This window comes from Vibrio sp. MOR3, from assembly GCF_001557775.1.
Lineage (GTDB): Bacteria > Pseudomonadota > Gammaproteobacteria > Enterobacterales > Vibrionaceae > Vibrio > Vibrio jasicida.
Genome location: NZ_LNRD01000002.1, coordinates 168118 through 192364 on the forward strand (window position 1 = coordinate 168118; position 24247 = coordinate 192364).

The following is a 24247-nucleotide window of genomic DNA, read 5'->3' on the forward strand; positions in this document are numbered from 1 at the left end:
TCTGTTGGGCGTTTACTGCTCAGGCACAATGCTAAAAACTAGGACCCAACTGCAGCAAAATCAATGAACACATCATGACCATTATCAATGGCTCGGTTTTTATACAGCCAGTTGTTCTGCTTGATGATTCGTTCAGTCAATTCAAGCCCTAAGCCAAAACCGAGATTGTTCTCTTCCGCATCTTGAGTTGCGCTTTGATTGAATATCACCACTGAGCCTCCCTCTTGCTTTACTTGCACAAAACCATCTGCCGTGTGTTGGAATGCGTTGCGAACCAAATTGGTACAAACCATTCGCGCTAACGGCTCAACCAATAACACTTGTTGTCGATCAGTAATAATATCGACGGTTACTTGTTTGCCTTGCAGCAAATAGGACAATTCATCAATGATTTGGGCTAATAAGTCTCCCAACAGCACTTCTTTGGCAGGGATTTGAGGCGCGTTACCTCGATTGAGCCACAGTATTGCTTCTGTTAAGTCTGTCATCGTTGCATTTGCACGCGATATACGTCTTAGCACCTCCTGCTGTTTTTCCACCTCGACTTGCTTTTCACACATTTTCTTTAGCAGTTCGGTATTGGTTTTAGTAACCGCAATAGGTGTTCTCAACTCATGACTCGCGTAGGCAAGAAATTTCTTCTCGCGCTCAACACTTTGCTGCACCGAATCCATGCTTGATTTAACGATATTCGCCAGCACATTGAGCTCGCTGTAGTGAAAATCTGGAATAGGCTGGCTAAGCTGATCCGTCGTCATGTTCTTTGCCCAATTCTTTAACTGTTCGACAGGTGTTGTGACCTTGCGAAAGATGGTGTTCAAAACTAAATAGAACAGCAATATCGCCACCAACGCGGTAGAAAAAATAATGAAGAAGTGAGGAAACTCATCATCAGCGGGGAACTGCTCAGTGCTGTCGTACAAAGACACTGAGACATATTTCAGCATACCATTATGCTGCACTTTCATCGCAAACAATGCCATTTTTGGTGGCGAGAATATCGAACCATCAACAAAATAGTTGGTAAGTGTATTCATTTCCAAGCTATCGCGAGGAATGTTCTCACGCACATCTTGAGGCAGATCGCGCCAACGTGAAGCAATGGTAAAGTCGCTGATTTTTACTGGTTCTCCAGGCTGGGTCTCTATAGAGATCGCGTGAGAGAACATCGAGTCTCTTAGTGCGATGTCCATGCCGGAGAAAAAGTAGTGCATCGTTAAAATGGACAACACCACAATGGTCGTAATGCCTGTGAGTAATACTGCAAAGAAACTGTATAAACGAATACTGGGTCTGATCTTCACGACACATCTCCTTCTGAGATAACAAAGCCTTGCTTCACCACGGTCTTGATGAGCTTTTTCTGGTGCCCTTGGTCGACGCGCTGACGCAGGTTAAACATGTGAACTTTTAGGCTGTTGCTGTCGGGCTGTTCTTCACCCCAAATTTTGTACATCAACTGCTCACGAGTGACAGGATTTGGACTCTCACGCATCAGCACTTCTAATATCTTAAAAGAAATCGGAGACAGTAAAACGGACTGCCCTGCTCGATTCACAGTCTTCTTTTGTACATCGATGGTCAGATCGGCAATGGTTAACTTGGTGTTTTGCGCGCTACGTCGTTTAGATAAGGCAATAGTTCGGGCAATCAACTCTTCCATCGCAAAAGGTTTGATAAGGTAATCATCTGCCCCGCGCGAAAATCCCGCAAGTTTATCGCTCAGCGAGTCTAACGCTGTGAGCATGATGATTGGCGTTTCCACCCCTTGCTCTCGCAGTCTTTCACACACATCTAAGCCGTTCATTCTTGGCAAATTGATATCCAAAATGATCACGTCATAGTCGGTTTTTTCAATCATCTGCAAGCACGCCACGCCATTCGCCACATGGTCGCAATGAATGTCTTCCAAGGCGAGATAGTCAATCACAGCACTCGCAAGGTCGTGATCATCCTCTACGATGAGAAGCTGTAAGTGATTGGATGACATGAAATCCCCTTAAATGTTGTTTAGCTGGTGCAATGAACGCGTTGGACTGTGTTTTACCATATCGCAAAAGCGTCCCTAATTTTACTTAACCAACTTTTGGTATTTTGATAAAACTCGACCGCATAAGTGGTCTCTTCACGATGCAAAGAAGGCATCTCGATTTGAGTTTGCTGCTTAAGGCTCTCATCAACAATGAGCTTGTCTGAAGGCAAACGCTCCACAGAAGCGATGAAACGGTAACCACACTTAGGCACAGTAAGAATATACTCAGACTTTTGATGATTGTCGCACAAGGTTCTTCTTAACGTTGCAATGGCTTGGGTCAAACTCGCTTCAGTGACTTTAACGTCATTATCCGTCCAAATTCTATCAAACAGAGTTTGCCTCGATAGAGTTTGGTTTGGGTGTTCAATCATCATACCAAGTAACTGATTGCTGTTTTTGCCAAGCACTTTTGTCTCTTCTTCTTGCTCGGTATCCACAATGGTGCCATCAAGAAAAGAGTAAACAAATCGACTACCGATAAGAACCGTCACGCTACCACTCTCCATGCTCGTTATTATTTTCGCTTTTTTCGAGAGTGGATACTAAAAAGGGTCAGGTTAAGGTTGGGTTAAGACGACCCTAACTGAACACAAAAAGGGGCGAATTCACTCGCCCCTATTACTTTTGAATCGCCTAGCGTAGTAATGCCTTGTTAGACACGAGCTTGCTTTGGCATCGCTCCTACTTGGGTAACCATTGACGCGACTTAACGCTTAGTTTTGGTTAGCTTGTTCACAAACACAAAGAAGGTCGGCACAAACAACAAGGCTAATAACGTCCCTGATACCATGCCACCAAATACGCCTGTACCAAGTGAGTTCTGGATCTCTGAGCTTGCCCCACTTGCGAACATCAGTGGCACAATACCAAAGGTAAATGCCAGAGAGGTCATCAAGATTGGTCGTAATCTCAATTTCGCCGCTTGAATTGCCGCTTCAACAACCGACAATCCCTGCTTGCGTTGCTGGTTGGCAAACTCAACAATCAATATCGCGTTTTTAGCCGATAACCCGATCAGGGCAATTAACCCCACTTTAAAGAACATATCATTTTGCAGCCCACTTAATGATACCGCCCACGCAGAGCCCAACAGCCCAAGCGGTGCGACCAAGACAACCGCAATCGGTATGGTCCAGCTCTCATATAACGCGGCAAGCACTAAAAACACCACCAGCAAAGAGAACAGCAACAGGATCTCCACTTCAGATTCTGCCTGGCGTTCTTGTTTGGATAAGTTGGTCCATTCAATACTCACGCTGTCATCGACTTGGCTAGCGACTTCTAACACTGCGTTCATTACCTGTCCGGAGCTGTAGCCCTGAGCCGCCATCGCAGAAGTGTCCGCCGCTTGCATACCATTATATCGCGTCAGCTGTTGCGGCATGGACTGCCAATCGGCTTTGATCAGCTCGGATAAGTAGACCAATTTTCCACTGCTGTTTTTCACCGTAATGCCCAAAACATCTTCGATGTTCATGCGGTATTTCTGGTCCGCCTGCACAATCACCTTCTGCATCCGCCCATGGTTTGGAAAATCATTGACGTAGTTTGATCCCATAGCGGTGCTCAGAGTTTCGCTAATGTCAGAGAACGAAACACCCAACGTCATTGCCTTTTCACGGTCAATATCTAACGCCAGCCCTACCGTATAAGGAGTTGCGTTATAAAACAGCCCTGTCACTTCTGGTCGAGCCGTCAATGCTTGGTTGAACTTCTGTTTCAGCTGTTCAAAATCGGCTGCGCTTCTATTTGCTCGGTCTTGCAGTTGAAAGCTAACGCCATTAGTTGCGCCCAACCCTTGGATTGTAGGAGGTAAAGCCGCAAACACCGCACCGTCATTAGAGTGCTCACTCATGTACGCGTTAAATGCATTTGCAATGTCCGCACTCGAACGCTCACGCTTATCCCACTCAACTAAGTCTGTAATCATGAGTGCAGAGCCGGAGCCAGAACCCGCAAAACTAAAGCCCAAGACTACGTTGGAAGCACGCACCTCTGGCTGAGCTAATAAGAACTTTTCAGCAATCGAAACCACTTCTAAGGTTCTTTCTCGGCTCGCATCGGCTGGCAGTTGGATCGACGAAAAGAAGTAACCTTGATCTTCTTCTGGGAAGAAAGTGCTGTTGAGTTGCTGGAACATGTACACCGCACCCACCGATAGCACGAGGTAAATCCCCATCATGCGCATCGTTTTATTGGTTGTCTTCGCCACCAACGAGCCATAACGCTGGGTGGAGGATTCAATCGCGCGGTTAAACCAACCCAATAAACCCGTACGCTTATGCGCATTTTCCTTAATGGGTTTTAACATGGTCGCACACAGCGCTGGCGTCAGGGTTAGCGCTAAAAATGCAGAGAACAAAATCGCAACAGCGATCGACAGCGCAAACTGCTGATAGATTTGCCCAGATGTCCCCGAAGCGAAAGAGATTGGCACAAACACCGCCACCATGACCGCCGTTACCCCAATTACGGCACCGGAGATTTCTTTCATCGCTTTTTTAGTCGCTTCTAAAGGCGATAGTCCTTCTTTTGCCATCAAGCGTTCGACGTTTTCCACCACAATGATCGCATCATCCACAATGATACCGATCGATAGAACAATCCCGAACATAGTGAAAACATTAATCGAAAAGCCCATCAACTTCATGATCACGAACGCACCGCACAAGGCTATCGGCGCGACAATGGCGGGGATAAAGGTGTAAGTAAATCGCTGCAAAAATAGGTACATCACGATAAACACCAAGATCATCGCTTCAACCAACGTCTTAACCACTTTCTGAATGGAGATTTTCGCAAATGGTGCTGCATCACCCGACGCCATGTAGTCGATGTCTTCAGGAAAGGTTTTCTTAAGCTCCTTCATCCGCGCATGAATACGGTTCGACGTCGCCACCGCATTCGCGCCTGACATCATCTTAATCCCGATACTTGCCGACGACTTGCTATTGATGCGACTACCAAAATTATAGCTTTCTTGCCCCAATTCAACGCGCGCCACATCTTTAAGTCGCAGTTGTTTACCATCGGTCGAAGAGCGCAAAATGATGTTCTCAAACTCTTTGACGTTTTTGAGCTGTCCCGACGCGGTCAACGGCGTTACGGTTTTCTGCCCTACTTTTGCAGGCTCTTGCCCGACTTGCCCCGAAGAGATTTGTACGTTTTGCGCGCTGATGGCGCCCGTCACGTCAGACATGGTAAGGTCATAAGAAACTAGCTTTTGTGGATCGACCCATATACGCATCGCGTGCTCGGCAGAGTAAACCGTCACTTTACCAACTCCAGGTATACGCTTGATTTCATCGGTCACATTACGCGCTAAAAAGTCACTCAGTGCCCCTTCTGTCATCTTGCCTGATTTGGAGTACACGCTTAAATACATCAGATCGGAGCTTGAACTCGACTCAACATTCAAACCACTTTGTCTTACATCTTGAGGTAAACGAGGCTCAACGGTTTTTATTTTGTTCTGCACCGCAATTTGAGCCAGTTCAGGGTCAGTTCCGTAGGCAAACTTCACGCTGATCTGCCCATTACCAGCCGAATCTGAGCTGGATGTAAACGACTCAATGCCATCAGTACCAAACAACTCACGTTCGATGATCGAAATAACGGTGTCATTGATGGTTTCCGGCGAGGCTCCTTGGTAGCTAAAAAAGACGTCAACCTGAGGCTGACTCACCGACGGAAATCGCTCCACTGCGAGCTGAGTAATCGACACTAAACCCAAAAGCGTAATAAGGATGCCGATCACCCACGCAAAGATGGGGCGGCGAATAAAAAAGTGCGACATAGTGATTACCCATTCAACTGCTTAGTATTGTCGTGCCATTCCATTGTTTCGATACTGGTACTGGGAAAAGCGTTCTCACCACCAACGACCACCACTTGCTCTCCCTCATTGACACCACTGGTCACTAAGGTCATGCCGCCAGTATTACCATCGGTCGTTACAAGCCGTTCTTCCAATTGCCCATTTTTCACCACCAACAAGTAAGCCTCACCCGTCGATTTGTGTTTCACGGCTAAATTGGGAATAGCAAAACCCTCAACTTCGCCAACGGGGATCTGTGCTCGTACAAATTGCCCAACCAACAATCCTCGCGATGTGTTATCAACGACAGCACGCAAGGTCACGTTGCTGGTTTCTTCATCCACATACACAGCGGAATAGACCACCTTACCGGAGAGGATCTGACCGCCGGGCGATATCACTTTTAAGCTGAGATCGGATTGATGGATATCATCGGTTAAACGAGAAGCCATAGACGCCGGCACTTGCACATCGAGATACACTTGATCAACCTTGCGAATCACCGCTAGCGGCGACGAGTCACTCGGCTTGACCAACGCACCTTCAGTGATCAGCTCTTCACCTATCACACCGTCAATTGGAGCGGTTACGACGGTCCGCTCTAAATCGAGTTTAGCTTTATTAAGCTGCGCTTTGCGGCTCATCCATTGCCCTTTCGCTGTACCAACGCTAAAACGCGCATCATCTAAGTTCTGCTGACTGGCAAAATCGGTCTCACTGAGCTTTTTCAATCGCTCATATTGCGCCTGTGCTTTTTTATAAGCGTTTTCAGCTTCAACCACGTTAGCACGCTGAGTTTCGACTTCAATTTGGTAGGAGTCAGGATCGATTTGATATAAGGGTGTGCCTTTCTTCACAAAGTCCCCTTGGGTAAATAACCTTGCTTCGATGATCCCCTCGACTTGAGGGCGTATTTGCGCAATTTTGATGGGATTTACGCGCCCTTGCACTTGCTCATACAACGCCGTAGTCGTGGATTTGGCAACAACAGTAGAGAGTTTTACAACCTGAGCAAATGCTGCCGGACCTTCTTGACTGGCTTCTTCAGAAGCGGAAGATGGGTTGCACCCTGTGGTTATAAGAGCGGCGGCAATCATCACCGCAACCAAAGACTTTCTGTACATGTTTCTTTCTCACAATCAGATGACACGTTTTCGTCACTTAACTTGAATTCGCTCCCAAGGACGGAGCAGTATGAAAACGGAAACTAGCAGCGGTTTGGTTAAGGTAGGGTTAAGAGAACAGGCAATACCGGGCAATAACCCTAATAGAGCGACATGCGTGTGACTTTTCGAATGCCTTAAACGCAGTTACACTACACCCTCTTTTCCTTTTCTGACGCATTCCCATGACTGATGCTGATATCGAGCTGCAACACCTTTGGTTAGAAGTCCAAGCAGAGCGCTGGCAGAACCTGTCACGCTTTTTGTTTAGCTATTACTGCTACAAACACAACCTCGTGAGTAAAACCAATAAAGTGTGTTGGGAAACAGCCCGTGCTTCTCTACCTTGTTCTAAGACGATTACCGAGCGAAAACATGCGATTATCGAGCCGCTGATACCAGAAGATACGATCGTTGGACTATTAAAAACCATCAGTAAAGATGGCGACATGAGCTTTGAAATAATGGTGAGCACACTCGACACATTTTTGCGCTATGTTGTGATCAGCAAACAAGAAAAAGCCCAGCTTAAACCCAACATGCCAGCAAGTTGGTATCAGCAAGAGAGCAAGCCATTAATGGCACGTTTTGAGCTAGCGGGAATTGTCATTTAAGGTACGTCGATGCAATTACAAACCCTAGGTAAAGGACGCTTTGAGGCGCAATGGAGTGAAGATAAACATCTCATCGAAAAAACGATCCGAGATTGCATCTGTACGCGCCGAATTTTTGATGAAAACGAAAAGCTCCTCACCCAAGGTGAGCATGTCGAGAACTTATATTTGGTCGATTCCGGTCGCATTTCCATGGGTGTCACGGCAAGAAACGGCAAAACCTTTCTGCTTGGTACGCTTGAGTGTGAACAACAAGTCTTTGGTGAGATGGAGTTCTTTACCGGCTATCGCTGCCAAATGGACATCGTTCCGGTAGAACCGGTGGAAGTTGCGATTATTGACGCGCAAAAGCTGCAAAAATGCTTGTTAGAACAGCCTCGACTGTCGCTTTACTTTGCCAGCGCCATCGCGATTGATTACCAAGATACGGTGGAGATTCTTTCTCGCCGATTACTCTACCCAATCACCTATAACGTGGCATACGACATCTATCATCAGTATTTAAATGACCTGCCAGTGGATGGGTTCCAAAAGAACTATTTGGAAGCGGAGCGATTTGCCACCTCAGACCGTGTTTATCGCCGCGCGGTGAAAGAGCTTGAAAGTAAAGGCTTTATCGCCAAAGAAAAGAAAGGATTACGTATTCTCGACTTGGACGGACTGCGTAATTTTGTTGAAGAATAGCTAAGTTCTTCAATCGTAAATGAGAAAAGGTCTGCATGGTGCAGACCTTTTTGTTCTCTTACTTAACTTCATTTAAGCGATTTGCGTTTGCTCTACTGTCTTAAATTTCATTGAAACCACCAGCATTGCGACGACCACTGCGTAGATAACAGGAATAGCGTACATCACGGTTTGCAGACCAACCACGCTTTCCATTACCGAACTGATGGCTGGGCTGAACATCGCACCCGCGCTGCCGCTGATTAAGATGTAAGACACGTTCTTACTGGTTGCATTGCGCACAAATGATACACCGTAAGCGATGAAAGCATTGTAAAGCGCTGTACAAGCAAAGCCGTAACCGTAAGTCAGGTATGACAACCATTCTAGTTTATCCGTAGTAACGATAACGCTGGTGATCACCATTGCAACTGAGATAATCGTCAGTAGAAAAGTTTGAATCTTCATGCGCGAAACAATCACGGTAGAAACCAATGCACCAACCAGAGCTGCAGACCAGTATTGAGTGATGATGTTGCCTGCTTGCTCAAATGGAATATCAAACTTCTCTTTCACGAACATTGGCGCCCAAGTTAGGAAAGTGTACAGCGCAAGCATACCTAGGAACAAACCTACGCCACCGCTGATGATGCCGAAGTTCCACTCTGATTTTGCCTCTTGCTCCGAGCCGCTTTCACCACCGCATTGGTTAAAGTTAGTCAGCAAAGCAACAAACATGGTTGCCAACGCCACTACACCCACGCTTAGGTAACTGATGCTCCAGTTCATTGCGTTCGTCAGCGCGTAAGTGGTGATCAATGGGAAAACGACGCCTGCAACATTAAAGGTCGCATCTTGAACCACCAGCATGGTGCTTTGAATTTTGTCTTTCCATACCGATACTACGATAGTACCCGCGATACAAAGACCGACACCGCCACAGAAACCAATCACAGTCATGCCAAGCATCACGATGAACAGAGATGGCGCAACGTATAGGCCCAATGCAGAAGCAGCAATAGCACCATAACACAGCACGGTCATGCGTTTGATGCCGACTTTTTCAATCAAAAAGAAAGCCGCGATAGTACCGGCAAGTGCGCCGCCGTTTAATAGCGAGAAAATCGATGCGACTTCGTTAACGTTCGCATCAAAGGTATTGGCAAGTGGTTCAACCAACATACAAAATTGGGTCGAAAAACCCGCCATAATGAAGTTAGCGAGAAAGCTAATTGCGGTGAGTGTTATTTTATTTTTCATAATTCACTCCAAGGGCTCATGAGATAGATGTTCTTAGTATTAGAGAGAGCCAGCGAGCCAGCTCTCAAAGAAAACTTAATTGTAGGGTTAAGCTTTAATCGCAGTTTCTAGCGCAATTTCAAACATGTTGTGGAAAGAAAGCTGACGCTCTTCTGCTGTGGTTTCTTCGCCAGTAATACAGTGATCAGACACGGTCAAAATCGCCAGCGATTCAATGCCGAATTGGTGCGCCAAGCCGTACAAGCCCGCCACTTCCATATCCACACCAAGCACGCCAAAGCGCTCTAAGGCTGGGATCATATCTTCATCCGGATCGTAGTAAAGATCGCCTGTGAAGATGTTACCCACTTTGACATCTATGCCCTTCTCTTTCGCTGACATGTAAGCATTGTGCAGTAATTCAAACGTTGCAGACGTTGCCATATGGTAGCCGCTGCTGCGCTTAGCATTCGTCGGTGAATCTGTGCCTGCCGCTTGGGCTAGGATAACATCACGCATGTGAACGTCTTTTTGCGTCGCGCCGATGCTGCCGATTCGGATGATGCGTTTCACACCAAAGTCATTAATCAGCTCGTGACCGTAAAGCACCATTGATGGAATACCCATTCCGTGCCCCATCACTGAAATGCGCTGACCTTTGTAGTAGCCGGTGTAACCCAGCATGTTACGAATTTCCGTAACCAGTTTGGCGTCATCTAGGTAGGTTTCAGCGATGTATTTCGCGCGTAGCGGATCTCCCGGCATGATAACAGTTGAAGCAAAATCTTCTGCAGAACCTGCGATATGAGCAGTCATAATGTTTTCCTCGTTCGTTCTGATGGCGCAATCATAATGAGGAAACAGGGCAAAGTTTCAGGGCAAAAGTCCGGTTTGAAAGTGCGAGCTCTCATAACTGAGCAAACAGTAAATATGGAGTCGGTTCAACAGATAAACCGACGAAGTTGCATCGGTTCGAAGCGAATGATCATTAATGACTGAAATAGCTACGGTAAAATATAAAAACAGATTACAAATTCTGTCATGGAGGTTTACAGGTTTGCTTTTTAATCAGAGGGCCGCTGATAACTTCAACTCATTCAATAAATCAGATTCATTGTCATTGATTTTTAAGAGCATCTCAAAAGAAAAGTGGTAATTATGGTATTAATTTTCCTTTTTATTATATTTATAATAATCACCTGTAGTTTTTATTTAGATTAAATAGTGAGTATAGATTCTGCAACAACCTTATTTCTTCCACTCAGTTTTGCTTTATATAAACACTGGTCTACTTTATCTAAGAAGTATCGAATGTCTAAGTGTGTTTCTACCCGTTGACTAAATACGCCAATAGAGCTCGTTAGCAAGTGAGCCTGAGCATTATTTTCGCATAGGATTGAAAGTTTAGAGATCGATTCTCTCAGTGACTCTGCGCGCTCAACGCAATGTTCATGCTCTGAGTCAACAAGCACAATCAAAAACTCTTCCCCACCCATTCGAAAAGCGATTTCATCAATACCATTGAATTGCGAAGATAATAACGCCCCAACCTTGGTGATGGCCTCATCGCCCTTTAGGTGACCAAGCTCGTCATTAAGCTGCTTGAAATAATCTAAATCAATAGAAATAAAGCTGACAGTTTGCTTTCCTGCTTGCGCTTTGGAAAGAATATCTGGCGTCATTATGTTGAAGTATCTACGGTTATATAAACCCGATAGTTCATCAGTTATCGCAAGTTCTTGCAGTTTTTTGTTGAGGCATCTCAACTCTTTTTCTGCCACAAAACGACGATGTTTTTCTCTAACAAGCTCAATGGATTGAGTAGACACTTCAAAATACATTTTGAGAACAGTATCTGCGACTAAGCCATTGATACCCTGCAGTGTGTCTACCGCGTTCACTTTTGCCGTCTCTAAAGAATCGGTAGATTCCAACTCTTTCAACGCGACACTCATTTTCTTGTCATCGCCGATGATATGGAATACGAGCCAACGAATTAAGAACTGCAGGATATGTTCGATAGATTCTTGCCAGTTGAGGGTTTTAGATTCAGATTGAATCTTGATGACTTCGTTGACAAACGACGCATGACTTTTCTTGTGATCATCATTCCAAACATCATCAAGAAAGTGCTCGTTCCAGATGCTTTCTTCAAAAGAGAAGTGGTATTGAGCGTAGTCTTTTAATTCACTAAACACACCGTCAACTTCTATTTGATCATCATAAATCAACGTATTGGCTAATTTATTTACCAATAAAAAGAGATGGTAATGTTGTTCATCGATCTTTTTAATCCCTGTCTCAAAATTGTGATTCCAAGGAAAAATGATCAATTCATTATCAGACATAACTATTCAAGTATTAACACTATTTCTTGTGGGGAATAGTACCCCATGTTATTTAAAGTTGATAGCCCTTATAATCAAATCTATTAATCAGAAGAATAGTCAAATTTGTTATAAATATTAAATTAATTGTTAAAAAATAGCACCAACAGAGTGGTGCTATTTTTATTGGTTGGGAAAGTATGCGGTGAATAATTACTTTAATTCAATCCACGCTTTACGCTGCGATTTGTCCATGTAGGACCAGGCGATAAAGCGGCTGACTTTTTGTCCTTGGCTCATTTCCACGATTCGGATCGCTTTTACACCCAACTTCTCAAGTTGTTTGCGGATCGGACGAACATTGTCTTTCTTTGAGATTAACGTGGTAAACCAAAGCACTTGTGCACTGAATACTTGGCTTTCGTTCGCCATTTTGCGGATGAATACAGCTTCACCACCTTCACACCATAGCTCAGCATTTTGTCCACCAAAGTTAAGCGCAGGTTTATTGGCTTTTACTTGCGGCGTTTTCGCTTGATTAGCTTGAACCTTCACGCCCTTTTTGCGCTGATTCGCTTTTAAATTATCCAGCTTACGCTGACTGCCCATCGCGGCTTCTTCAACTGAACGATGGAATGGCGGGTTACAAGTCGTAATATCGTAGCGATCGTTTGGCTGGATAATACCGCGGTAAATATTGGACTCACTGGTTTGCTGTACGAGTTCGATCTTACCGTTTAACAAGGCGTTGCGTTCTGTAATTGCTCGTGCAGACTCAATCGATGTTGGGTCAACATCGCTACCGGTGTAATGCCATCCGTATTGAGTCACACCTACAATTGGGTAAATACAGTTTGCACCAACACCAACATCAAGCGCTCGCACTTTATGGTGCGCATACTTGCCTTTTACTTCACCATCAAGCAACTCGGCTGCACGATGAACGTAATCCGCGCGCCCAGGAATTGGCGGGCACAAGTAAGTATCAGGGATATCCCAATATTCAATATCATAGTGCGCCGCCAGCAATGCTTTATTGAGCATCTTGACGGCCTTTGGATCGGAGAAGTTGATTGAGTCTTCCCCTTTCGGATTCTTTATTACAAATGATTTGAGCTGAGGCTCTGCTGTGATTAGCTTTTTGAAATCGTAGCGACCTCGATGTGCATTACGTTCATGCAATCCACTTTTAGCAATTTTGATCACTTCCACATCGCTGCTTTTGTTCGCGGCGTTAGTTTTCAGACCTGTGCTTTTTGCAGCTTTTGCTGTCGGTTTATTTTTCACACGCTTTGGTTTGATCTTGGTGGCTTCTTGGCTCGGCTTAGACTTCGCCGATTTTGGCTGAGCTTGTTTCGCGTTGTGATTATTGGTCTTCATTCGAATTCGCTTTTAAATCGAGGTAAATCATAAACAGACGAGCATCAAATTCGAGTTGGTGATACTCAGGTTCCATATAACAGCACAGCTGGTAAAAGGCTTTGTCGTGGTTTTTCTCACGAGTGTGCGCCAGCTCATGCACCACCAGCATGCGTAATAACGCTTCAGGTGCATCTTTAAACACGTTCGCAATGCGTATCTCATTTTTCGATTTGAGCTTGCCACCATGGTTACGGCTGATCACGCTATGCAAACCAAGTGCATTGTTGACCGCGTGAATTTTCTTATCGTAGACCACTTTGCTAATTGGGGCGGCTTTCTTCATGTAGCGGTTTTTGATCGCTATTGCGTACTCGTAGAGTGCCTTTTCGCTTTTGATTTGGTGTCTATCTGGGTAGCGTTTTTCGAACCAAGGCACCAGTTTACCGCTGTCGATGAGTGATCTGACTTGCTCAACAATGTTCTGCGGATAACCTTGAATGTATCGAAGTGACGGATGCATGCGTATTAAGTCTGCTATGACAAAAGAAAGGCGCTAAATATACCCGAGATGAGCAAGAGTTTCATCTAGGGATTGCTATTCACGTGGGCTTTCAATCCTGTGCACCCTGCTCGTCTTGAAAAGCATGTTCTCGTCTCGGCAGATACGTTTATTGTGTATATGGCTTTTTAGCGAGTAAACGTTTTGTTATGTGCACTTTCTTATTCGTGTCACTTGCGCACAATGGGCACAAAGCAGTAACGAATGTTTCTTGCGTTGTTTTATTTCGAACCAAACAACCTAACTCTGCTCTTTCTAGGCAACGAGAGTTGCAACAATTGGTTGCTTGCTGGTTTTGCACGGTTTCCCAATATTCTAGCCAAGATCGGTAGGCGTTGGGCAATTCTATTGACTCATCTTTTATGCGCTCTACATCAGGCATATTTCCTCCAGAAGATGTGACGGTGGTTATTTCTTTTGTTTTATAAGGCGATAAACAAAACAGAGGGAGCGATTTCTCACTCCCTCTTAGACAGGTCATTACATCAATGACGATTGCTATCGGTATTTTTACTTCATTGGTATTTAGAAGTCGCCTTCGTTAGAAACGATAAGACTGAAGTCCAATTCGAAATCAAGAAGCTTTTCAACAACGGTAGGATCCGTTAGGAAGTAAACTTTCTCTTCGAAATCCCATTCCAGGATGCCTTTCGTTTCTGTACCGTCATCCCACTCAAAGGTTGCTTCATAGCGTAAAGCGCCTGAGATTGGCTCTTCACTGCTTTGACCAAAGAAGAATTTGTGCTCTTCAATTGACTTACCTTCACCACCATCAATGTAGATAAATTGCATAGCACTGTTTAGGTACATGAAGCCAGAGGTTGGGACGTAGCGACCCATGATGTTTCGGCTATAGCCGATGTAATGCACCATCTCACCTTGAACGATATTCTCAGAACGCTCTGTAAATACGTAGAATGAAGCACTATGTGGTGGCGTAATCGTTAGCTCAGCGTTATCTTCGATGGTGTAATCATCTGTTAGTAGACGCGCAGTAATAAATACTTTGCCAACATCGACACCGGTCGCAAGACCTTTTTCACCAGCACTGTTAGAGATGGTTGCAATTTCTGGATCATCACTGCTCCAGTAAAGGTTGTCTGCTGTTGTTACGTCAATGCGAACACCATCTGACATTACGACTTCTGCTTTGAATTGCTTTGTCTTTCCTGATGGAATTTGAGGCGTATCCAAGCTGTCTTGAGGTTTAGGCGTCACATCTAACTTCAGCACAACCGCTTCAGTGATAACCAGTTTCGCTGTGTCGGTAATTTCTTCACCGTCCGCTTCAACAAAGGCAGTAATGGTAACTTCACCCATCGCAACACCCGTTGCTGTGCCTTTATCCACTTCTGAGTTTGAAATTGTCGCGATTTTAGAATCACTACTACTCCAACTTAGCGCACTGTCGTTGGTAATATCGATAACTTCGCCGCTAGACAATGTCGCGTATGCCTTGAACGGCTTAGCAAGACCAACAGGTACTGATTCCGTTTCAGGGGTAACTTCGAGAGAAGTGATAACCGCGCGCGTTACTTGTAGACCCGCATTTGCGTATACAAACTCGCCGTTTACTTCGCCAGAAACAACAATCGTTGTCCAACCAGTATCAACACCCGTTACGAGACCTTTTGAGCCCGCGTCATTTGATACCGTTGCAATATCTGTCTCACTGCTTGACCAATTGATTGAGTTCTCATTAGTAACATCCAGCTTTTCACCATCAGACATGGTTACGATAGCCGAGAATTGCTCTGTGAGTCCCACCGATACACTTTGAAGTTTTGGTGTAATTTCCAAAGAAACGGCAATTGCTTCAGTGACGTTCAATGTCGCACTGTCGCTAAAGCGTTCTCCATCAACGTCAATATATGCCGTGATCGTCGACTCTCCCACAGACTTCGCTTTCACTTGGCCTTTGGTTTCCTCATCATTTGAGATGGTTGCAACATTAAAATCGCTACTATCCCAACTAGTCGAACTATCGCTTGTAACATCGATAGCCTGGCCGTTAGAGAAGTTTGCCGTCGCTGTATACGAACGAGTCAGACCAACAGGTGTCGAGGCATCTTTTGGCGTTACGGTGATAGATGTAACAACCGCTTCCGTTACTTCGACAATCACTGTGTCTTCGTATTTTTTACCACTAAATGTGCCCACTGCAGTGATCTTCACAACACCTGTGACATCACCTGTAGACACCAGTCCATTGTCATCAACCGTTGCAATTGATTCGTCTGAACTGCTCCATTTAACATCATCACTAATGGTTACATCAGTAACTTTGCCTTTTTTTGTTACTTTTTCTGCTTTTAATTGAAGTTGAAAACCGATAGGAACACTGTTTTCTTTTGGTGTCACTACCAGTTCTTTCACTCCGTGGTTACATGCACTAAGTCCTATTACTGTCAGCACAGTCAGTAATGTAGACCTTATTGAGGTGCTTATTTTCATGCGCTTACTCCTATATTTGCTGAGCGAATATAAGCTTACCGATATAGGTAACAAGGAGTAACAGCACGTATGCATTAATATTTGAAGAGATGCTTACTTTGCTAATTTCAATACATAAAAGTTATCAGAAAACTTCTGCTAAAAATCAAAAACCCATTAAATACATACAGTTAAACACACCACCACACCATCAAAGGCTCTTTTAAATGCTTTTATTTATAAATGCCAATTTACATTCAGTTTAATTATTATTCAATAAAAATGAATTAATTTAGAAAATTCGAATAAATTAATTCATAACAATCGTGCGATTATCAATTAGAGCGTTAGGCGATTAATTTTATTACATACGGAAAATATGAAAATTGTCTATTTTAATACCAAGGAGTGTAAACAGTGTTTAATTTAACACAGCCCAGTTTGAGAAAGAGTGCAATATATCTCGCGGTAGCACTTGACGCTTCTACCTCAACCTTTGCAGGTGATGTCTTCGATCAACCCCATGCGCTCGCTGTGAATGTTTTTGATATCACAACCGGTGACCCTATTGATGATGAGCAATATTATGTTGAAGTGGATATTGTTGATAATAACACCAGCCTAACCATAGGCACTGAGCAGTATTAAAATGACTTTTTTAATGGCATTTGTTCTCTTCCTATCTCTAAGCAAAGCCTCTCCTCTCTTACAGACCTAACCGGTATCTCTTTTTCTGTCAACATTCCTGATTTGCTCGATGAAAATGCCCTCTCTTACGATGTTTCTAATGTCTCGGTTGGTGTTAAAACACCGAACCTGACGGATAACAACTTAAAGTACGCCGTACAGCCAGTGCTGTATTCACGCGTCGCGGAGATTGCAACCAACGTGACGGGAAACATTACTCCTGACTCTGTTGATACCTCAACCATTAGCATTAACGGCTCCGAGGTGATCAATGAAAATGGTGAATGGGTTGGCAATGGAGCAATAGAAGGACCTACGATCCGGGCAAAGGAATAGACAGCATTCAATTGGTTAAATCATCCATATCTGGTTTAAAGATTGAAAAAGTCGTTGGTGGTACAACACCATCTGTGAAGTTCAATAACCTAGGTGGCCTAAGCTTTAAGTTCTACCCACATGGCAGTGGCAAGAACAAAACTTACAATATTCAGGGTGACAGTAAAGCTTGGATTCAAGGTTGCTTTAAATCATTCTCTTTTGGTTAATAAACAACAATTAACTAACTTTAAAGCCACTTACCGTGTAGGTGGCTTTATCTTGCTCTCTCCTTTTGCCCGTGATTCATCCAGCATCTGCATTGATGACTGCGGCTTGGCCCTTAGTTGCGTAAACACTCAAATACTCAAATACTCAAACGATAGTACTTACTTTAAAAACTCACGCTCGTTAAAAAGGCCCGAATCTATCAGGCCTTTGGTTATTCAGCATAAGCTAAGCGAAGTCTTCAGCAATAATCGTTTCAATACTTCGTTCCGCCAGTGCTGCGATAGTCAGTGCAGGGTTAGCACAACCATTGTTACCTGGAATGAGCGCGCCATCGATCACGTACAAACCATCATAACCATGGACACGACCGTACATGTCTGTCGCCTTGCCAAGCTCCATACCACCAACCGGGTGTGCACCAGTAAAGATCACATCAGAGAAACCTTGTGCCCCAATGCGTTGCCAATTGGCTTTTGCAACACGGTTATTGATTGCTCGGAGTGCATCTGTCGCATCTTTTTCCAACGCTTTCGGATAATAGAGCTTTGCATCATCGGTTGATGGATCGTAACTAAAGCTACCACGGTTTTTGAAGTCTGCAGTCACTGACAACATCATCGAAATACCAACGTCTGCAATACCCGCATTCGCCCAGTTTTCAGCGGCTATCGGACTTCTACCATCTTCATCAACGTAAATGGCCGTTGGTGATGGCGAACCTTGAGCAACACCAGACGGCAGACCAAATGGCGATTGTCGGAAGCCCATTCGATTCCCGTTATCTCCCCAGTTTTGCCCCACATATTGGTTGAGATCAGGTAAGTCACCTCGACCTTTTGCACGAACCAACAAACGTGTTGTATGGTAAGAACCCGCAGAAATGATCAGCTTATCGCATGTCACCGTTTGCTCATGTACAACATTGCCATACGCGTCGATCTCCGCCACATCTAACTCGTAAATATCACCATTCATGCGGATGTTACGCACAACGTGATTATGGTGGATTGTCACATTCCCTGTCGCCTCAGCTAAAGGAATGTAGTTTTGAACAAGATCGTTCTTACAACCGTTACTATTCCCGAAGTTAGTCAGGCCGATGGTCGACGAAGGAAGGCTCTGTCCCTTTAGCTCTTTGCGAACCACATCCCAGTTCCAGTTACCTTCAATTTTATAAGGCTGGTAACCCGCTTTTTTCACCTCTTTATTCCAATCACGGCAGTGTTTGAAAGGCAGACTAGCAAAAATGTCATCGGGCATTTCAGTGTGTTTAAGTACAGATTGAACACGAGGATAATATGTCTCTACCATCTCTTTGTATGACAGCTCTTGAGGGTACAGTTTGTTGAAGTGCTCCTCTTTGGGAATGACCATCACGCCTGTGTAAATGACTGAGCCACCGCCAACCGCGGTACCGAGTAGCAAATCAGAGCCATCGATATTGTTTTCTCCCGATCTATCAACAATATCCAACACCCCGCCAAATTTTTCGATATTTCGAGGAGTGATTGTTTGCAGGAATGGTAGATCGAATGTCAGCGCGGGAAATGTCGTTTTATCTCGTTGCCAAAACATGCGCTTGTCCGCAATCATATCGTGAGCAAACACGGCACGCTTAGTGTCTACTGGCCAACGGTTACCTCGTTCAATCACGGAAGTTCTGATACCGGCTTTGCCAAGTCGATATGCACTGACTGCTCCGCCAAAACCACTACCAATAATCAGCACTGGCGTGTGGTGTTTTAGCTGAGGCGGACGCTCAAAAAGCTCGGGCAAATACTTTTCTAATATAGGGGAGCCCTTCACTACATCTAGGTCCGTGTCTTCTTTCTTTTTGAAGAAAAAGGCTTTTGAAGGTGCTGAAGCAACACCTAGACCAACCGCGACTGATGTTGCGGTAAACGATTTAATAAAGCCTCTTCGATCGTTTTGTTTCATAACAACTCCTTTTACGCTAACACTAAACTCATTCTCATTTTGATTGAACTAAGCGTCAGGAAAATAGAGCATTTCAGAATGAAACCTATTGAAAAAGCTCGGTTTGTTTAGATAGACACCTTTGCATTCAATAGAAACTGAAGTGCAAGGGTTTAAGAGAAAAGTGTCTACTAATTAAACGTGGAGTGCTTGAAGTAAATAATGCCATTGCCACTGTGAGACACTTTTCTCGGAGGATTAACTTTGGAAAGAATCAAACCAAGAAAGCGATTGGTGTTGATTGAAAATTAAGGCTCGTGAAAACAAAACCATAGTTTGCTCGGTGATTAAACCTCCCCTTCCGGTATGCCCCTATTCTGTTTTATTAGTGTCTTGGTGAGTGTTTCCGCATTGACAGGCCCACCAAATAAAATGCCTTGTTGCTTTGTCAACCCATTGGACGCCGCCAACTGACTCAGTGCCGCATCTTCTATTCCATCGAGCATCACACTGAGGTTACTTTGCTTAGACGCGTTAGAAATACTCAGCAGTAAATCACCATTATCATTCGCACTGAATGTAGGATCGTTATAACCGGCTAATTTTAACTCGCGTACAGGCAGTTTCGAGGCCGAGATAACACGCTCCGCTGTTAGCTTATCCGAGCCCAGAATCAAGCTAATGCCATTGGTCAACAGTGCATCTAGCTGGTGAATCCGCGTCGAGCTATCGGCTTCAAGTAGATCATCACTCTCCACATACAGGCTAAAATGATGATTTGAATTAAACTTAACCAGCTCCATTAAGCAACCGTAAATGAAGCTATCGTCAATGAAGTCACTGCGAATATGAAGGGTAAAATACAGTCGATTGGCTAGTTCCTTAAAATACGCCTTGTAGTCTTGAAGGAACCTTCCAATAACGATCTGGTTAAATAGTTTTTTACTCGTCAATGTACCAATTTCTGGCAGAAGGTGTGTCGACAACAACAACCCATCGTCATTATTGAACCAGTTACCACTGATATCCACGCCAATAATACCGTTGCTAATCGTTGATACCTGGGGTTGATAATAAGCACCAATCGGAAAGTCAAAGATGTTCACATCATGGGTGTATCGATGACCCGTTTCTCGCTGCTCATCGTCTTGGGCAAAAACCTCCGTGACAAGATCAGTGACGTTCTTGGAGTTAATTGGCTTTTCTAACGCTTTGAAGATATTAAGATCATACAGTTTCCCAATTTGCGGCATTGAATCGATAACTGCGCTATTAAGTGACGAAATAACGATGATTTTCGTCGAGATCGCTAGCTGTGAAATCATGCTCAACAATTCAAAGCCGTCTCCATTTGGCATCATGATGTCCATAATGACCAAATCAAACTTCTTATTGCGTATTTTATTGATCGCTGAATAAGCGTTTTCGACGCAGGTGATCTTTGCACAATCACTCGCAGCCAAAACCGCACTTTTAATAATTTCTCGCGATAACTCTACGTCATCAACAACAAGTACTGATTTATACATCATGCTTATCCTTATATTGAGATAGTAGGTTCATCCAAACCCTCTGAGATTTCAGAGTCTTGATGTCAATGTTCATCAGTTTGAACACCACATCTTGTCTCGATACACTTCGATACTCGAAACTCAAAGAGAAAAACAGATTGAATATAACTGGATTGTTCACATACAAAACCAGCTCTGTATTTGGATCCAAACTATGGATATAGCGATAGACTTCTCGGCTTAATGTCTCGACCAGAGAAGCAATGTGCGAGCAGTTAAATGACAAAATAAAGTGCACGTTCTTATCATGAAACAACATATCCTCACCTAGAAAATCAGTGGCAAGACTGTAACTGGCTGAAAACAAGTGCCCCAATATTTGACCATGCTTAACTGCAATCGTAAGTTCACCTCCATGTTGGTTGATTATTTTCGTGGCAATGGATTCTCGCGTTAGTCCTTGAAACTCCATCGCTTTTAACACTGCGTTTTCTTCGTATTCAAAGATTGCATTAACAAGGTTTAACACCTCGCCTAGCCTGTCTAGGTTTGTTGCGTTAAGTACGATCAGCTCGACTTCGTCGACACCACGTTCATTAAAGTAACCGTGGTTGTTTATTCTGTTGGTATAGTCAGGCAAGTTGTTGACGTCATTGACGGCCGACCACACGTCAAAGATATCGACACCCAACATGTCTAAAATCTCGTTTTGCCTGTTTAAGTGCGGTTTTGTTGCTCCCCTTTCCCATCGACTCAACGTGACGACATCTAAATTGTCAAAGTTACTGCTACTTTTTTGTAGTGCGTTAACAAAATCCAACTGCGATAGGCTACTCTGCTTTCTGAATGAGCGAATGATTTCTCCGAACATAGGCGACTACTTATCTATTGCTTTATCAACTAAGATTAAATTTTGTTGTATGACTAGCTATGAATATAAGAGCACTTTTCAAACTGTTTTTTTTCATGTGCTCAACCAGTGCAACAACACGAGTAATTACAAGCGTTTTCCTCCTGTCCTGCGCAAGGAAAACGATGGGCATTTATTTATGTAAAGTCAGTGACAATGCCGTCATCAGATCAATTTCGTTGACGGGTTTCGTAATATAATTATCAAAATAGTGACTCATTTTTTCCTCCTCTTGAACGGTTGCTCTTGCTGTAACGGCAATAATAGGTAGCGTTGGGGCGACATTTTTACTTCGATTTGCGAGTTCGACACCACCCATATTTGGCATAGAGACATCCGTTAAAATCACATCCACCACTTCTTTCTCTAATTTATTGAGCGCATCGACCCCATCTATCGCTGTCACGCATTCAATCCCAAGCAAATTCAGGTGGTACTCTAATATCTCCCGGTTGAACTCAACATCGTCAACCACCAGCGCTTTAATGCCTTCAAAGCTCTGTATTTCAATATTTTCATCGTCGGCACTTCCTTCATCCTCTTCAGGTGCTAAAAGTACGTTATGAGTTAGCATAGAGATTGGAAGTGCGATTTTAAATATGCTTCCTTGTTCTATTTTACTCTCTACTGCTAACACACCACCCATCAGATTTATGATAGCCTTGGTGATTGCTAGACCTAATCCGAATCCGAACTGTTTATCTTCTTGATTTGCTTGTTCAAAGCTATTAAATATCGTTTCAAGATCCTCTTTCCTAATTCCTCTACCAGTATCACGAACAGCAAAAACCACCATTCTTTGGCCGTCAAACGAATCCATTGAAATACTGATTTCGATTTCTCCGATGTCAGTAAATTTAATAGCATTCGTGATAATGTTCGACAGTGCCTGTTGAAATCGCAACTCGTCAATAAACAGCTGATGCGCCCCTCCAATCCCCTCTTTAACAATGTTGAGTTTGAGTCCTTTTTGTTTTGCGAGAGGATGAAATGTTTTTTCTAGATCTCGTGCAATCTTATTTATTGCCACATGTTTCGGGTGAAGCTTGTAGTTTACTGAATCAAGTCGTTCAAAATCTAAGAGGTCATTTACAATATCTAATATCGTGTTGCTCGCCGTGCTTATTCCCTCAAGTTCATGACTGCAATGTGTGCCGCATTTTTCTATTTTCAACATATGTAAATAGCCAATGATGGCATTAAGAGGTGTTCGGATTTCGTGTGAGACATTAGACAGTAAAGTTGATTTTTTCTTCGTCGCATCAAGGGCCTCTTTAGCCGCTTTTTCGTACTGTTCGGTACGCAGTTTTACTTCTCCTTCCAGCCCTTCTACGAGCAGCTTAATCGTTCTTCCTGCTTCGCTATAAGCTTGAGACAGTACTTCGATCTCGTCCCCGTTGTGATAAACAATATTCGCAGCATTAGTGAAGTCTTTATCTTTTAAGTAATTCGCTTGTTTTATTAGATCATTCACTGGACGGAATGTTTTCATCATAGTGAAATAAATAAGAACGAGAAATAGTATGAATAATGCAAGCGAAGAAAACAGAATCTTTTCAACTAATCGATTATCAGAATAAAGCAGCAACTCTCTTGTCGATACATAACTAGAATGGAGATAAGACTCCGGTGTCACTAATATTACTCGCCACTTCATGGTCTGATTCTGACGATGAATAATGTTGTAAACATCATCCTTTGCTTTCACGGTAAACGAGCCAGACTTCATACTTTGAATGTAATCGCGTAACGTGTCGTAATGGTCGTCAACCACAATCTTTGTGTTTAATAAGCGGCGGAAACTTTGCTGCAAGTTCGATGCAATAAAATTGCCTTCACCGTCCAATAATAGAAATCGATACTGATAGTTATCTAAACCATCAAAAGACAGCGAACGTGAAAAAATTTTCAAATCAAGTTCAAACTTTAATAATACGTTTGGAAAACCTTTTGTTGGTTGCAGTATATAAAAGTTATTTGCGATATTATCTCGTACTACTTTGTATTTAAAAGCATTGTCGGTCGCCCACAACGGCGTGTGCTTAGAATCGTATCTAAGTATTGATGTTGAACCATTTTCGGCCAAAGAAATTTGAATATTCTTAGAAATATCGACAAATGCAATACTTTTAATATAATCTGTCGCCGTATCATTAATGCATTGCAGGCTCTCCCCTATATGGTCAAGTGTTGGATACCCTCGTACACATGAAGATTCAAAAACCATAGATAGATATTTGATCTCCTCCAAAATAAAGTCAGCTTTCTCTTCCAATAAGGCATCTTGGCTTTGGACAAATGTTTGTAGTAATTTCGTATTTTGACCGATGATCCCCTCTTTAATACTGTCTAACTGGTTATTATAACTCCCCTTCACATACTGAATTGTCCCGTAGACAAAAATGCCAACGAAAACGAGAAAAAGAGTTGCGTTGATGATCAGTATCTTATTTCTGAAAGACAT

19 protein-coding genes are annotated in these 24247 nt (G+C 43.5%); 4 read left to right on the forward strand and 15 right to left on the reverse strand.

Annotation, left to right across the window (positions count from 1 at the left end; genetic code table 11):
- Positions 1-38 precede the first annotated feature (38 nt).
- The 5 genes from ATB76_RS05365 to ATB76_RS05385 form a co-directional block, all read right to left on the reverse strand.
- Positions 39-1304, reverse strand: coding sequence for a HAMP domain-containing sensor histidine kinase (locus ATB76_RS05365; RefSeq protein WP_042601635.1), 1266 nt, complete (start codon positions 1302-1304; stop codon positions 39-41).
- Entirely contained in the window at positions 1301-1990 is a 690-nt protein-coding gene (locus ATB76_RS05370; protein WP_042601636.1) for a response regulator transcription factor, read from the reverse strand. The genes ATB76_RS05365 and ATB76_RS05370 overlap by 4 nt, the downstream gene beginning before the upstream one ends.
- 53 nt (positions 1991-2043) lie before the next feature.
- On the reverse strand, positions 2044-2526 hold the full coding sequence (locus ATB76_RS05375) for a winged helix-turn-helix domain-containing protein (RefSeq protein WP_230677743.1): 483 nt from the start codon (positions 2524-2526) through the stop codon (positions 2044-2046).
- Between the two features lie 215 nt (positions 2527-2741).
- Positions 2742-5831 (reverse strand): multidrug efflux RND transporter permease subunit, encoded by a 3090-nt coding sequence (locus ATB76_RS05380; protein ID WP_061034833.1) that lies wholly within the window; start codon positions 5829-5831, stop codon positions 2742-2744.
- A gap of 5 nt (positions 5832-5836) precedes the next feature.
- Complete coding sequence (locus ATB76_RS05385; protein WP_042601641.1) at positions 5837-6976, reverse strand: efflux RND transporter periplasmic adaptor subunit; 1140 nt, start codon at positions 6974-6976, stop codon at positions 5837-5839.
- A gap of 224 nt (positions 6977-7200) precedes the next feature.
- Here ATB76_RS05385 and ATB76_RS05390 point away from each other — a divergent pair, with 224 nt between their 5' ends.
- Positions 7201-7629: a hypothetical protein gene (locus tag ATB76_RS05390; protein ID WP_042601643.1), complete on the forward strand. Its 429-nt coding sequence runs from the start codon at positions 7201-7203 to the stop codon at positions 7627-7629.
- 9 nt (positions 7630-7638) lie between these two features.
- Positions 7639-8313 carry a Crp/Fnr family transcriptional regulator gene (locus ATB76_RS05395; protein ID WP_038873229.1) on the forward strand — a complete coding sequence of 225 codons (675 nt, stop codon included), beginning with the start codon at positions 7639-7641 and terminating at the stop codon, positions 8311-8313.
- 72 nt (positions 8314-8385) lie between these two features.
- Here the strand turns inward: ATB76_RS05395 and tsgA are convergent, their stop codons facing one another.
- The 6 genes from tsgA to ATB76_RS05430 form a co-directional block, all read right to left on the reverse strand.
- Positions 8386-9552 (reverse strand): MFS transporter TsgA, encoded by a 1167-nt coding sequence (gene tsgA, locus ATB76_RS05400; protein WP_061034834.1) that lies wholly within the window; start codon positions 9550-9552, stop codon positions 8386-8388.
- Between the two features lie 87 nt (positions 9553-9639).
- Positions 9640-10347 carry a purine-nucleoside phosphorylase gene (gene deoD / locus ATB76_RS05405; RefSeq protein ID WP_061034835.1) on the reverse strand — a complete coding sequence of 236 codons (708 nt, stop codon included), beginning with the start codon at positions 10345-10347 and terminating at the stop codon, positions 9640-9642.
- A gap of 401 nt (positions 10348-10748) precedes the next feature.
- Entirely contained in the window at positions 10749-11879 is a 1131-nt protein-coding gene (locus ATB76_RS05410) for a diguanylate cyclase (protein WP_042601649.1), read from the reverse strand.
- 192 nt (positions 11880-12071) lie between these two features.
- Positions 12072-13238: a 23S rRNA (adenine(1618)-N(6))-methyltransferase RlmF gene (gene rlmF, locus ATB76_RS05415; protein ID WP_061034836.1), complete on the reverse strand. Its 1167-nt coding sequence runs from the start codon at positions 13236-13238 to the stop codon at positions 12072-12074.
- Complete coding sequence (locus ATB76_RS05420) at positions 13225-13740, reverse strand: M48 family metallopeptidase (protein WP_042601652.1); 516 nt, start codon at positions 13738-13740, stop codon at positions 13225-13227. The genes rlmF and ATB76_RS05420 overlap by 14 nt, the downstream gene beginning before the upstream one ends.
- Before the next feature lie 564 nt (positions 13741-14304).
- The gene (locus ATB76_RS05430) at positions 14305-16233 is read right to left on the reverse strand and encodes an Ig-like domain-containing protein (protein ID WP_042601655.1); all 1929 of its coding nucleotides are present in this window, start codon (positions 16231-16233) and stop codon (positions 14305-14307) included.
- Positions 16234-16629: 396 nt separating this feature from the next.
- On the opposite strand from ATB76_RS05430, the gene ATB76_RS28615 reads away from it, so the two are divergent.
- Both ATB76_RS28615 and ATB76_RS28620 read left to right on the forward strand, forming a co-directional pair.
- Positions 16630-16860, forward strand: a complete 231-nt coding sequence (locus tag ATB76_RS28615; RefSeq protein WP_240538029.1) for a hypothetical protein — start codon at positions 16630-16632, stop codon at positions 16858-16860.
- A gap of 323 nt (positions 16861-17183) precedes the next feature.
- Complete coding sequence (locus ATB76_RS28620) at positions 17184-17444, forward strand: hypothetical protein (protein WP_230677746.1); 261 nt, start codon at positions 17184-17186, stop codon at positions 17442-17444.
- 226 nt (positions 17445-17670) lie between these two features.
- Here the strand turns inward: ATB76_RS28620 and ATB76_RS05440 are convergent, their stop codons facing one another.
- From ATB76_RS05440 to ATB76_RS05455, 4 genes are all read right to left on the reverse strand, one after another.
- Positions 17671-19383, reverse strand: a complete 1713-nt coding sequence (locus tag ATB76_RS05440) for a GMC oxidoreductase (protein WP_042601660.1) — start codon at positions 19381-19383, stop codon at positions 17671-17673.
- Between the two features lie 326 nt (positions 19384-19709).
- A complete protein-coding gene (locus ATB76_RS05445) occupies positions 19710-20894 on the reverse strand; it encodes a response regulator (protein ID WP_230677747.1) in 1185 nt (394 codons plus the stop codon).
- The gene (locus tag ATB76_RS05450; RefSeq protein ID WP_038873249.1) at positions 20884-21744 is read right to left on the reverse strand and encodes a helix-turn-helix domain-containing protein; all 861 of its coding nucleotides are present in this window, start codon (positions 21742-21744) and stop codon (positions 20884-20886) included. Before ATB76_RS05450 ends, ATB76_RS05445 begins: the two co-directional genes overlap by 11 nt.
- Positions 21745-21916: 172 nt before the next feature.
- Positions 21917-24247 carry an ATP-binding protein gene (locus tag ATB76_RS05455; RefSeq protein ID WP_061034837.1) on the reverse strand — a complete coding sequence of 777 codons (2331 nt, stop codon included), beginning with the start codon at positions 24245-24247 and terminating at the stop codon, positions 21917-21919.

Bases quoted from the DNA above. Each gene is read 5' to 3' on its own strand.
- deoD (WP_061034835.1), bottom strand. From the start codon at position 10,347: ATGACTGCTCATATCGCAGGTTCTGCAGAAGATTTTGCTTCAACTGTT.
- ATB76_RS05420 (WP_042601652.1), bottom strand. From the start codon at position 13,740: ATGCATCCGTCACTTCGATACATTCAAGGTTATCCGCAGAACATTGTT.
- ATB76_RS05455 (WP_061034837.1), bottom strand. From the start codon at position 24,247: ATGTCTTTCAGAAATAAGATACTGATCATCAACGCAACTCTTTTTCTC.
- ATB76_RS05445 (WP_230677747.1), bottom strand. From the start codon at position 20,894: ATGATGTATAAATCAGTACTTGTTGTTGATGACGTAGAGTTATCGCGA.
- ATB76_RS05430 (WP_042601655.1), bottom strand. From the start codon at position 16,233: ATGAAAATAAGCACCTCAATAAGGTCTACATTACTGACTGTGCTGACA.
- ATB76_RS28620 (WP_230677746.1), top strand. From the start codon at position 17,184: ATGGGTTGGCAATGGAGCAATAGAAGGACCTACGATCCGGGCAAAGGA.
- ATB76_RS05395 (WP_038873229.1), top strand. From the start codon at position 7,639: ATGCAATTACAAACCCTAGGTAAAGGACGCTTTGAGGCGCAATGGAGT.
- tsgA (WP_061034834.1), bottom strand. From the start codon at position 9,552: ATGAAAAATAAAATAACACTCACCGCAATTAGCTTTCTCGCTAACTTC.
- ATB76_RS05450 (WP_038873249.1), bottom strand. From the start codon at position 21,744: ATGTTCGGAGAAATCATTCGCTCATTCAGAAAGCAGAGTAGCCTATCG.
- ATB76_RS05385 (WP_042601641.1), bottom strand. From the start codon at position 6,976: ATGTACAGAAAGTCTTTGGTTGCGGTGATGATTGCCGCCGCTCTTATA.
- ATB76_RS05370 (WP_042601636.1), bottom strand. From the start codon at position 1,990: ATGTCATCCAATCACTTACAGCTTCTCATCGTAGAGGATGATCACGAC.
- ATB76_RS05380 (WP_061034833.1), bottom strand. From the start codon at position 5,831: ATGTCGCACTTTTTTATTCGCCGCCCCATCTTTGCGTGGGTGATCGGC.
- ATB76_RS05410 (WP_042601649.1), bottom strand. From the start codon at position 11,879: ATGTCTGATAATGAATTGATCATTTTTCCTTGGAATCACAATTTTGAG.
- ATB76_RS05440 (WP_042601660.1), bottom strand. From the start codon at position 19,383: ATGAAACAAAACGATCGAAGAGGCTTTATTAAATCGTTTACCGCAACA.
- rlmF (WP_061034836.1), bottom strand. From the start codon at position 13,238: ATGAAGACCAATAATCACAACGCGAAACAAGCTCAGCCAAAATCGGCG.
- ATB76_RS05390 (WP_042601643.1), top strand. From the start codon at position 7,201: ATGACTGATGCTGATATCGAGCTGCAACACCTTTGGTTAGAAGTCCAA.